The sequence below is a fragment of the Butyrivibrio sp. NC2002 genome, assembly GCF_000702265.1.
GTDB lineage: Bacteria > Bacillota > Clostridia > Lachnospirales > Lachnospiraceae > Butyrivibrio.
In genome coordinates this window covers 418620-431287 of record NZ_JNKZ01000004.1, presented here as the reverse complement: position 1 = coordinate 431287, position 12668 = coordinate 418620, and the positions used below count along the sequence as shown (strand labels likewise).

Sequence of the window (12668 nt, the reverse complement as noted above, 5' to 3'; positions counted from 1 at the left end):
CGTGATATAATTATTATGTTGACATAATGGCATTTTCACAGGAAAGGAGTTTTCTATGAAGTACGTATGCGGAGTATGTGGTTACGTTTATGATGAGGCAGCAGGTGATCCGGATAACGGCATTGCACCGGGAACAAAATGGGACGATCTTCCGGCAGATTTTGTTTGTCCTCTCTGCGGCGTAGGCAAGGACGAATTCAAGGCCGAGTAATATCTCAAGATCAATATACCACTGAGAATATTTCCATAATAAGGAAAAATTCTCAGTGGATTTTTTTATATCATAGAAAATGGCTTTCCCCCAACCGAAGATATTCTAAGCATTTATACCTAAAATCCCTCCTTTAATTTGTACAAGATTAATTATTGAGTTTGGTGGTTCTATAACATATAATGTGTACGTTAACAGAAAATGTGTGAACGTACACAGACAGGGGTAGGAAAGTATGGAAATCAAAAGCGTATATGACAAAGAATTTAAAGAATATGGCAGAATTGTTGAGGGGTACGAGGTTTCTGAGATCTTAAAAGTTCTTGAAAACGACACTCCCCTTCCGGAGAACGTAGTCTATGTTGCTGAAGATGAGAAGCTTCAGAACACATCTCAGACCAGGGATCTTGGTACAAGTCTTTTTGGCGGAATGCCTTTCCAGTTTGGTTACTGCAATGGACATAATACAAAGCTCAACTGCCTTGAGTATCACAGAGACAGCGAGTTTAACCTTGGCACAGAGGATTTCGTTCTTCTTATCGCTAAGCTTTCAGATATAGAAGATGGCAAGCTTGACACAGCAAAAGTTGTAGCATTCAAGGTTCCCAAGGGAGTTCTTGTAGAAGTATATGCTTCAACACTTCACTATGCTCCTTGCCACGCAGATGCATCAAAGGGCTTCAAGGTGCTCATCGCACTTCCCAAGGGAACAAATGTCGGCACTACTCAGACTGCTGGCAAAAACCTTGATGACAGAACACTTTTTGCTACAAACAAATGGCTTCTTGCACACAAGGAAGCATCAGAGATCGCAGATGGCGCATACGAAGGTCTCTTTGGAGAGAACATCGACATCGCATCTCTTATCTAAAAAGACCTGCCGCTAAAACATGATCTGCCCACCTAAGTGAGCTCATGTTTTCACATAAAAAGGCATGTCAAGATATGAGGGAAAATGGCAACAATTAACGAGATAGCAAAGCTTGCGGGCGTCTCAATCGGCACCGTAGACAGGGTTCTTCACAACAGAGGATATGTTAAGGAAGAAACCAAGGAGCGCGTTGAAAAAGCGTGCAAGGAACTAAACTACGTACCAAACAAAGTCGCCCAGGGCCTTGCAGTTAGGAAAAAGAAACTAAAATTTCTTTTCATGATACCCAAAACTAAATACAGTCCGTTTTTCATCCCGGTTAGGGAAAGCGCCGAAAAGAAGGCAAAATCCCTTGAAACCTATGCGGCAACCACCGATATCATCGAGTATCCCGACAACAAAAAGGATGAAGAAAAGCTCTTAAAGAAGCTTAAAAAACATATCGGTGAGTACGACGGGATCTGCATAACCGGAACTAGCTCTCAGGTTAACGTATTTATCATTGAGGAGCAAAAAAAGAGAAACATTCCGCTTGTATTTTATAACAGCAGACTTGACGACGTGGAGCACTTATCCTATGTTGGCTGCAACTATCCCGCATCAGGAAAACTTGCTGCAGGGCTTGCTGCAATAGCCGGCGGAGAAAAGGCAAATATCTGTTTTTTCACGGAGTTTGGCGATATCAAAGAGAGCGCAACTGCAAGAATACAGGGCTTTACGGATGAGATGAAAGAGCGATATCCGAACATGAAGCTCCTTGGCAGATGGTCGATCTCACTTGATAAAAAGGAAAACAAAAAAGCAGTAAAAGAGATGTTTGAAAAGTATCCGCAGACAAATGTGGTATACGTCATAAATCCCAGAGATTACGACATCTGCAGACTTATCGCAGAGCAGGACAAGAACAGGAAAATAAAGGTTATCACCAACGACCTCGTAGATATCGAATACGAGATGTTCAAGAAAAAGATGATCACCGCAACAATCTGTCAGGAGCCTGAAAAACAGGGAAAGTTATCACTTGAGATACTCTTTAACTATCTTGCATACGGCACTGTTCCAAAGAAAGTTAATTACACGGAACTGAGCATTCACATCGAGCAGAATATTTAATATCTATATTGGGTTACCGGAAGAAAGAATAAAGCGGAACATAAATATATCTTAGCTCCGGGCTGAATAACAAATTGCTTTTTTGCAGTTTTTATAAAAACTGCTTACAGAATAAAGATTTTATTTTTTTTAAAGGTAGGAGGAATGAAAATGAACAACATACCCCAGGTAAAAATTGGTTTGGTAGCAGTCAGCCGTGACTGTTTCCCGGCATCACTTGCAATCAATCGCAGAAAGGCTCTTATCGACAGCTATAAGAAGCTTTACAACGATGTAGATGTATATGAGTGCCCTGTTTGCATCATCGAGTCAGAGACTCAGATGGTAGAAGCACTTGAGGATATCAAGAAGGAAGGCTGCAATGCCCTTTGCGTATATCTTGGAAACTTCGGTCCCGAGATTTCAGAGACACTTCTTGCTAAGCACTTTGATGGCCCTGTAATGTTCTGCGCTGCTGCTGAGGAGTCACAGAATGACCTTCAGGATGGCAGAGGCGATGCTTACTGCGGAATGCTTAACGCAAGCTACAACTTAAAGCTTCGCGGTGTTAAGGCTTACATCCCTGAGTATCCTGTAGGTACAGCTGATGAGTGTGCAAAGATGATCAACGAGTTCGTTCCGATTGCAAGAGCACTTGTAGGTCTTGCAAATCTCAAGGTTATCTCTTTTGGTCCTCGTCCGCTTAACTTCCTTGCTTGTAACGCTCCTATCCAGCAGCTTTACAACCTTGGTGTTGAGATCGAAGAGAACTCAGAGCTTGACCTTTTCGAAGCATTCAACAAGCACAAGGATGACAAGAGAATTCCTGAAGTTGTTGCTGACATGGAAAAAGAACTTGGCAAGGGCAACAAGAAGCCTGAGATCCTTGCAAAGCTTGCTCAGTATGAGCTTACACTTCTTGACTGGATTGAGGAGCACAGAGGCTACAGAAAATATGTTACTATCGCTGGTAAGTGCTGGCCTGCATTCCAGACACAGTTTGGATTTGTTCCCTGCTATGTAAACAGCCGTCTCACAGGACGCGGAATTCCGGTATCTTGCGAAGTAGATATCTACGGTGCACTTTCTGAGTTCATCGGAACATGCGTAAGTAACGATGTTGTAACACTCCTTGACATCAACAACTCTGTACCTGCAGATATGTATGAGCAGAGCATCAAGGGCAAGTTCAACTACAAGCACACAGATACATTCATGGGCTTCCACTGCGGAAATACATGCTCAAGCAAGCTTACTGAGTGCACAATGAAGTACCAGAAGATCATGGCTAGAAACCTTCCTGAGGAAGTTACACAGGGTACACTTGAAGGAAACATCGTTCCCGGTGATATCACATTCTACAGACTGCAGAGCACAGCTGACAATCACCTTAAGGCATACGTTGCACAGGGTGAAGTACTTCCTACAGACACAATGTCATTTGGTGGCATCGGCGTATTCGCTATTCCTGAGATGGGACGTTTCTACAGACACATCCTCATCCAGCACAACTTCCCTCACCACGGTGCCGTTGCATTCGGTCACTATGGCAAGGCACTCTTTGAGGTATTCAAGTATGTAGGCGCTGAAGTAATCGGCTACAACCAGCCCGTATCACTTCCTTATCCTACAGAGAATCCTTTCGCTTAATTAGTAGGGACTGCTTTACAAAAAAATAAGAATTTAGAATTTAAGCGCCTTCCGAGACTTTTTTCGGGAGGCGCTTTGTTTTATTCCTCAAAAGCAACAAGTCTTGCTGATTTCCTATATACTTGGGGCTTTTTGCCCTTGTCAGAAGAAGAATTCGTTCAGTCATCGCATCTTCGAATTCCTCAAAAGCCCCAAGTCCCCGTGATTTCGTGGCAACTTGTTGCTTTTTCCGCTCCGAGACGTAAGAGCCGAAAGAGCAAAAGCAACAAGTATCCCTATTTTTCCATATACTTGTGGCTTTTCGCCCTTGTCAGAAGAAGAATTCGTTCAGTCACCGCATCTCCGAATTCCTCAAAAGCCCCAAGTCCCGGTGATTTCGAGGCAACTTGTTGCTTTTTCCGCTCCGTGACGATGTGGCAGAAAGAACAAAAGCAACAAGTATGTCCGTTTTCCTATATACTTGTGGCTTTTTGCCCTTGCCACAAGAGGAATTCGTTCAGTCATCGCATCTTCGAATTCCTCAAAAGCCCCAAGTACCCATGATTTCAAGGCGACTTGTTGCTTTTTCCGCTCCGCGACGTAAGAGCCGAAAGAGCAAAAGCAACAAGTCTTGCTGATTTCCTATATACTTGTGGCTTTTCGTCCATGTCACAAGAAGAATTCGTTCAGTCACCGCATCTTCGAATTCCTCAAAAGCCCCAAGTCCCCGTGATTTCAAGGCAACTTGTGGCTTTTACCGCTCCGCAACGCAGGAGCAGAAAGTGTAAAGACAACAAGTCTTACTGTTTTTCTATATACTTGGGGCTTTTGCCCGCAAGAAATCACAGATTAACTTTTTTCCTAAGAAAAACAAAAACTATGAACTAAATACATTCAAAAAATTCGCGAACATGATAAAATGGGTGGCATAGCAAAAGATTGCGCACAAGCAAAAAACGATCTAGGTATTTAAGAAATGATGTACTAGGAAGGAACCCCAAGGAAGGAACGGCAAGATAGAAACGGCAAGGAAAGGATAAGCAAACCATGAAAATAGTAGCGGCAGAAATAGACAGTGTGGGTAATGATATAGATTACAGCTCCCTGACAAAAACTGGAGATGTTACATATTACAAAGATAAGGTAACAGCAGAGAATGCGGCAGAGCGTCTTGCAGGTGCAGAAGTTCTTTGCATCAATAAGTCCAAGATCACGACAGACATTATAGAACAGGCTCCGGATCTTAAGCTTATCTGCGAGTTTGCAACAGGTTTTGACAACGTGGATATCAAGGCATGCGCTGAGCGCGGAATAAAAGTAGCAAATGTTGCAGGCTATTCGACCGCCTCAGTTACGCAGCATACGTTCGCGATGCTCTTTTATCTCATGGAGAGCTTAAAAGACTATGATGAATTTGTAAAAAGCGGAGAATATGCGGCTCAGACGCATTTTAGCAAGATAGATATTCCGTTTCATGAACTTGAAAATATGACCTGGGGAATAATCGGAATGGGCAACATCGGAAGGAGCGTAGCCAGCATAGCCACAACGTTTGGCGCACATGTAATCTTCTATCCCGCTTCAGGAAGGAAAACCTATACGGAGTACGATGGTGAATACGAGATGGTATCATTCGACGAACTCCTTGAAAGAAGCGATGTATTGTCACTCCACTGCCCACTTACCGACAAGACAAGGAATCTCATAGACAAGGTGGCTCTCATGAAAATGAAGAGTACTGCCTACCTGATAAATGTTGCGCGAGGCCCTGTCGTAAATGAGGATGATCTCTATGAAGCACTTCTAAATGAAGAAATAATGGGAGCTGGGCTTGACGTTCTATCGGTAGAGCCCATGAAAAAAGACAGCCCTCTTCTTAAAATTCAGGATAGCAAGAGACTATACATCACACCCCACATGGCATGGGCGAGTGTCGAAGCAAGAACAAGGTGTGTGAACGAAGTTGCAAAAAATATCGAGGCTTATAAAAGGGGCGAAGACAGAAATATAGTAAATTAAAATTTTCAAAGAAGCAGTAGGTTTCATGCCAAGGTGGAAATATTTCTCCTAATCGACTATTATTATAAAGACGTTTTTTTCATTTTTTAGGAAAAGTTATAGGAAAAGGGAGATAGAAATGAACTTAGAACAGGCAAAAGAAAAACTTGAAAAGAATGGACAGATGCATGTCCTTAAATACTATGATGAACTTGATGATGCACAGAAGCAGGCACTTCTTACTCAGATCGAAGAGACTGATTTTGAGATCCTTAAAAATGCAAAGAATCTCGGAAAAGGTTCAGAGAGAGGAAAGTTCGCACCTCTTGCTGCTACTCAGCTTAGCGAGATTGAAAAAAGAAGAGACGAATTCACCAAAGCAGGTGTTGAAGCTATTAAAGCAGGCAAGGTAGCAGCATGTCTTCTTGCAGGCGGAATGGGAACAAGACTTGGCTCAGACGATCCCAAGGGAATGTATAACATAGGTCTTACAAAGGACGTATTCATTTTCCAGAGAATTATCGAGAACCTTCTTGATGTGGTCAAGGCAACAGATACATGGATCCATCTTTTCATTATGACAAGCGAGAAGAATCATGAAAAGACAGTTGAGTTCCTTACAGAGAAGAACTTCTTTGGCTACAAGGCAGACAAGGTAACATTTTTCAAGCAGGACATGGCTCCCGCATCAGATTACGACGGAAAGGTTTACATGGAAGAAAAGGGCAGAATGTCCACATCTCCCAACGGAAATGCAGGTTGGTTTTCTTCTATGCTCAAGGCAGGTCTTGATGAGACTCTTCATGCTGAGGGAATCGAGTGGATCAACATCTTTGCAGTAGATAACGTGCTTCAGAGAATCTGCGATCCTTGCTTTGTTGGCGCTACTATCCTTGCAGGCGCTGAGGTTGGATCCAAGGTTGTTAAAAAGAATGCTCCAAACGAATCAGTTGGTGTTATGTGCCTTGAAGATGGCAAGCCTTCAATTGTCGAGTACTACGAGCTTTCACAGGAGATGATGGATGCGAAGGACGAGGCAGGAGATCCCGCATACAACTACGGTGTAATCTTAAACTACCTCTTCAACGAGCCTGCACTTGAGAGAATTGCAAGAAAAGAGCTTCCGCTCCATGTCGTTGAAAAGAAGATTCCTTATATCGATGAAAACGGAGAGCCCGTTAAGCCTGAAAAACCTAACGGATGCAAGTTTGAACAGCTTGTTCTTGATATGATCCATGAGCTCGACAGCTGCCTTCCTTTTGAGGTTGTAAGAGAGCATGAGTTTGCTCCCATCAAAAATAAGACAGGCGTTGATTCAGTTGAATCTGCAAGAGAGCTCTGCAAAAAGAACGGAATTGAGCTCTGATAGACTGTTCATTTTGGGATGCGACTTGCAAATATTGCTGTCGGATTATCAAAAAGAAGCTTTTTTTATTGAAAATCTTCGTTTTTAGAACTAAGATGGAATCAATGCATTATTAAACAGGAAGCACATAGCGTGTTTTCCGGTAATACAATCAAAAAGCTATCGGAGGTGCAAAATGGCAATTTTAGTTACAGGTGGTGCAGGATACATTGGTAGCCATACAGTAGTTGAACTTCAGAACGCAGGCTACGATGTAGTAGTTATGGATAACCTTGCAAATGCCAGCGAGAAGGTTCTTGCTCGCGTTGAAGCAATAACAGGTAAAAAGGTTCCTTTTTATAAGACAGATATTCGTGACAGAGAAGGACTTGAGGAGATTTTTTCTAAGGAAAAGATTGATTCGGTAATTCACTTTGCAGGTCTTAAGGCTGTTGGCGAATCAGTTCAGAAGCCTTGGGAATATTATGAAAACAATATCGGCGGTACACTCATACTCGTTGATGTAATGAGAAAGCATGGATGCAAGAACATCATCTTCTCTTCATCTGCTACAGTTTACGGTGATCCCGCTATCATCCCGATCACAGAGGAGTGCCCTAAGGGACAGTGTACCAATCCTTACGGATGGACAAAGTCAATGCTTGAGCAGGTTCTTTCAGACATGCAGCATGCTGATCCTGAATGGAACGTAGTTCTTCTTAGATACTTCAATCCTATAGGTGCTCACAAGAGCGGAACAATAGGTGAGAACCCTAACGGAATTCCGAACAACCTTATGCCTTACATAACACAAGTTGCAGTTGGTCGTCTTCCCAAGCTCAACGTATTCGGTAACGACTACGATACACCTGATGGAACAGGCGTGCGCGATTATATCCACGTTGTTGACCTTGCAATTGGTCATGTTAAGGCTCTTAAGAAGCTCGAGCCCGGAAGCGGTCTTTCAATTTACAACCTTGGAACAGGCGTTGGTTACAGCGTTCTTGATATCGTTAAGAACTTCGAAGAAGCAAACGGCGTAAAGATTCCTTATGAAATACAGGCAAGACGCCCCGGCGATATCGCTACCTGCTATTCAAGTGCAGCTAAGGCTGAGAAAGAACTTGGCTGGAAAGCTCAGTACGGAATCAGGGAAATGTGCGAAGATTCCTGGAGATGGCAGAGCAATAACCCCAACGGTTATGATGACTGATATATATTTTGGCGGTCCGATGGGCCGCCATTTTTTTCCGGTATAAAATACTTTTAAGTGTAAAAATTTTCCGGGACATATTTTTATAGAAAACACAATTCCCTTAAGCAAAACGGAGATAGTTTATGTTCAGACTTTGGATAAGACTTGTAAAAGATAATCATCTGCAAAACGACCTGGTGATCGAGGATGACACTCAGGATACCAGGACGCACAAGGTAATGAATGCGATCGAAAAAGCTTGTTACGAGCTGGATCTTCAAAAGCCAATCTGGCTTAAATCCACGGTTCATGATTTTCAGGTGCATAACAAATGCAGATTCACAAAAGATGCATTCATAGAAGAGATTCCCTTTGACTATATGGAAATCCAAGTGATAGAAGAGGACGATTTTTATTTTTAATTTCGTTTTAGGTTAGAGAAATATTTTTTTGATACTTTTATCACAATTTAGTCACAAACTGATTTTATACTGTGTAACATAAGTTGATAAGAAAGTTAATTGCAAAAAACTTTATGTCTCAAAATCAAAATTTTTAAAATCATTATTTTATTATAGAAGAGAGGGATGCTTCATGTATGAAAATGAAAACGATGCTGTAAAGCACACAGACGATCAGACAAGTCAGAGCAGTAACACAAATGCCGGATACACAGGAACCGGAAGTACATATTCATCGGTTCAGAATACCGGCTATACAGGTCAGACTTCCTACACGGGAAACAGCTCCCAGACAACCGGCAGTTACTCAGCACAAAATAGCAGCTATAATCAGACAGGCAGCTATAACGGTGCAACAGGAAGCTATCAGGGAGCAGGAACAACTCATACCGGAACAACAGGTAGCTATAGTCAGACAGGCTCATCTCAGGGAAATTATTCACAGACATACAACCAGGGTAATTACACAAGCTATAACGCAAATAACTACAACAATTCAAATACAGGTAATTACTCTAATCCAAATGGCACAACTTATGGTTCATACCAGTATGGTTCATATAGTGGAATGCCTCAGGGCAACGGCGGAAATGGTCCAAAGAAAGGCGGCGCCGGCAAAGTGATCGCAATCGCGGTTGCAGCAGTTGCAGTAGTAGCACTCCTTGCAGGTGGTGTGTACTACAGCTACTCAAGGATCACAAGAGCAGGAAAGCTTATAGCTTCCAATGATGACAAACAGACAGAGGAAACAACTCAGAATGAAGATGTAGCTTCAGCAGAGGACAGCACTTCAGCAGAAGATAACACTTCTGAAGAGGCTGTAGGATCAAACAGCTCAGATGGAATAGCTAAGACTGAGACAATGGAAAAAGATCATACAGTAGTTACAGATGTTACAGAAGTCGTTGCAGCAGCAATGCCCGCAATGGTTTCTATAAATAACAACTTTACAGAGTCCTATAACTACTTTGGACAGAACTACTCTCAGGAGCAGACAGCATCAGGTTCAGGCTTTATTGTAGGCACAAATGATACAGAGCTTTTGATTGCAACTAACTACCACGTAATAGAAGGTGCTGATTCCCTTGAAGTTACTTTCGTTGATGAATCAACAGCATCAGCAGAAGTTAAGGGTACAGATTCAAACATGGACCTTGCAGTTATCGCAGTTCAGCTTACAGCACTCACAGACGACACTAAGGGCGCTATCGCAGTAGCAACACTTGGTGATTCAGATTCACTGGTACTCGGCGAGCCCGCAATTGCAATAGGTAACGCTCTTGGCTATGGTCAGTCAGTAACAACAGGTGTAATAAGCGCAGTAAATCGTGTTATTGATTTAAGCGATTCAAAACAGGGCACATTCATCCAGACAAGTGCAGCTATCAACCCCGGTAACTCAGGTGGTGCACTTCTTAACATAAGCGGCGAAGTAATCGGTATCAACTCTAACAAGATTGGCGGCGAAGCAATCGAAGGTATGGGTTATGCAATCCCGATCTCAACAGCTAAGCCTATCATCGAAAAACTGATGACTGAAAAGACTCGTTCAAAGGTATCTGATGAGGAAAGAGGTTATCTTGGAGTATCAATCGTAAGCGTAACTTCAGAAGTTTCAGAGATGTACGGACTTCCTCTTGGCGTATATGTAGCAGGTGTTTCCGCTGACGGCGGTGCACAGGCAGCAGGTATCCAGGAAGGCGATATCATTACCAAGTTTGATGGCAACGAGATCTCATCAAAAGACGATCTTCAGAACAGACTTGCATATTACACAGTAGGCGAGACAGTAACCATCACAGTTATGAGACAGTCAGATAACGGCTATCAGGAGCATGACGTTGAGGTAACTCTTGGCAGCAAGCAGACAGTTCAGTCAGCTGAGGAGAACAGCTCAGATACTTACGAAGGTGAGCCCAACGAAGATGCAAAGCAGGAAGAAGGCCAGGATCAGCAGCAGGGATTCTATGATCCTTTCAGCGATGACAACGGATTCGGATTCCCCTTTGGATTTGGCAACTAATATAAAACAGTAGATTTTAGGGAGCAGACGTTTTCATACATATGAGCGCCGGCTCCCTTTTTCGTTTAATTTTTTATATAGTCAGATCCGGAAAATATGCAGCGCTAATTTATTTTTTCTTAACTTGATGATAGAGTAGGGCATGCATATAATAAATTGTGTACGAGTAATCTAAACATTTGGAGAAGAATATGAGCGATAATTACGAGAATAATGATGAACTTGAAAACAAGGATATAAATAACGAAGATAATAATGATAACAAGGATGAAAAAAAGCCTGAGTACGAAGATGTCTGCTTTATGTGCAGAAGACCTGAGAGCAAGGCTGGCAAGATGTTCCACCTTCCTAACGGGATATGCGTGTGCGATGACTGTATGCACAAGACGATGGATACTGTAAGTCAGTATGATTATCAAAATCTACTTAATAACCCGACTCTGATGAACGAGCTTAACAAGCATACCAACATGCCGGGATTTGGATTTATGGATTTCGGAGATATGCAGAACACGGGCGGAATCCCCAACTCTCAGAAGATCAAAAAGAAGAAGGAAAAAGAGGAGAAGGTAAAGCCCGAATTTGATATCCATAACATTCCCGCACCTCACAAGATCAAGGCTAAGCTGGATGATTATGTTGTAGGTCAGGAAAAGGCCAAGAAGATAATATCCGTTGCTGTCTACAACCACTATAAGAGAGTTGCGACAGGCACTATGGATGACATAGAGATTGAGAAATCCAACATTCTAATGATAGGACCTACAGGTAGTGGTAAGACCTATCTGGTAAAGACACTTGCAAGGCTCCTTGATGTGCCGCTTGCCATAACGGATGCGACATCTCTAACTGAGGCCGGATATATAGGCGATGATATCGAGAGCGTAGTTAGTAAGCTTCTTGCGGCAGCAGATAATGACATTGAAAAAGCTGAGCAGGGAATTATCTTCATAGACGAGATAGATAAGATCGCAAAAAAGAAGAACACCACGTCAAGGGATGTAAGCGGCGAATCTGTTCAGCAGGGTATGCTCAAACTCCTTGAGGGAGCTGATGTTGAAGTTCCTGTCGGCGCAAGCAGCAAAAACGCAATGGTTCCGCTTACGACAGTAAATACAAGAAATATTCTCTTTATCTGCGGTGGTGCTTTCCCGGATATGGAGGAGATCATAAAGCAGAGACTGAACAAGCAGACTTCCATAGGTTTTGATGCTGACCTTAAGGATAAGTGGGACAAGGATCCTGATCTTATCACCAAGGTTACTGTGGACGACCTTAAGAAGTTTGGAATGATCCCTGAATTCCTCGGAAGACTTCCTATCATCTGCACGCTTCAGGGGCTTTCCAAGGATATGCTTGTTGAGATATTAAAAGAGCCCAAGAATGCTATTCTTAAACAGTACCAGAAGCTTCTTGCGCTTGATGAAGTTAAGCTTGATTTTGATGATGACGCACTCTATGCCATCGCAGAAAAAGCCATGGAAAAAGACACCGGAGCAAGAGCTCTGCGCGCTATCATAGAGGAATTCATGCTTGATATTATGTATGAGATTCCAAAGGATGAGAATATAGGTCACGTCACTATCACAGGAGACTACATAAGAGGTAAGGGCGGCCCTATGATCGAGATAAGAAGTGAAGAGGTGCCAAAGGCAATTCCCATGAAGGAAGATTTTACTGAGGTGTGATTATTAAAAGCACATCTCTGAAATGGATTCGATGCATGGATGGTTTTGCATTTGCAGTCTTCAAGGATAAAATAGACAATATAAAACCGGAAGCTAGACAAAATTCATAAGCTTCCGGTTTTTATCATTAGGAAAATGCTTTCCTAAAATCATTT

At 42.5% G+C, this 12668-nt stretch carries 10 protein-coding genes; all 10 read left to right on the top strand.

Translation table 11 applies throughout. The features are described from left to right. Positions 1–55: 55 nt before the first annotated feature. A complete protein-coding gene (rd, locus tag T543_RS02040; RefSeq protein WP_035765185.1) occupies positions 56–211 on the top strand; it encodes a rubredoxin in 156 nt (51 codons plus the stop codon). Between the two features lie 235 nt (positions 212–446). Then, positions 447–1082: a DUF4867 family protein gene (locus T543_RS02035; protein ID WP_035765182.1), complete on the top strand. Its 636-nt coding sequence runs from the start codon at positions 447–449 to the stop codon at positions 1080–1082. An 84-nt stretch (positions 1083–1166) separates the two neighbouring features. Continuing rightward, on the top strand, positions 1167–2195 hold the full coding sequence (locus T543_RS02030; protein ID WP_035765179.1) for a LacI family DNA-binding transcriptional regulator: 1029 nt from the start codon (positions 1167–1169) through the stop codon (positions 2193–2195). Between the two features lie 150 nt (positions 2196–2345). Beyond that, complete coding sequence (locus T543_RS02025; RefSeq protein ID WP_035765176.1) at positions 2346–3824, top strand: L-fucose/L-arabinose isomerase family protein; 1479 nt, start codon at positions 2346–2348, stop codon at positions 3822–3824. A gap of 1026 nt (positions 3825–4850) precedes the next feature. After that, entirely contained in the window at positions 4851–5822 is a 972-nt protein-coding gene (locus tag T543_RS02020; RefSeq protein ID WP_035765175.1) for an NAD(P)-dependent oxidoreductase, read from the top strand. A 118-nt stretch (positions 5823–5940) separates the two neighbouring features. Then, entirely contained in the window at positions 5941–7167 is a 1227-nt protein-coding gene (locus T543_RS02015) for a UTP--glucose-1-phosphate uridylyltransferase (RefSeq protein WP_035765173.1), read from the top strand. Between the two features lie 175 nt (positions 7168–7342). Next, on the top strand, positions 7343–8359 hold the full coding sequence (gene galE, locus T543_RS02010; RefSeq protein ID WP_035765172.1) for a UDP-glucose 4-epimerase GalE: 1017 nt from the start codon (positions 7343–7345) through the stop codon (positions 8357–8359). Positions 8360–8484: 125 nt separating this feature from the next. Beyond that, positions 8485–8763: a hypothetical protein gene (locus tag T543_RS02005; RefSeq protein ID WP_035765170.1), complete on the top strand. Its 279-nt coding sequence runs from the start codon at positions 8485–8487 to the stop codon at positions 8761–8763. A 172-nt stretch (positions 8764–8935) separates the two neighbouring features. Next, on the top strand, positions 8936–10825 hold the full coding sequence (locus T543_RS14970) for a S1C family serine protease (RefSeq protein ID WP_051638465.1): 1890 nt from the start codon (positions 8936–8938) through the stop codon (positions 10823–10825). 191 nt (positions 10826–11016) lie between these two features. Beyond that, positions 11017–12513 carry an ATP-dependent Clp protease ATP-binding subunit ClpX gene (gene clpX / locus T543_RS01995; RefSeq protein WP_035765169.1) on the top strand — a complete coding sequence of 499 codons (1497 nt, stop codon included), beginning with the start codon at positions 11017–11019 and terminating at the stop codon, positions 12511–12513. Positions 12514–12668 lie beyond the last annotated feature (155 nt).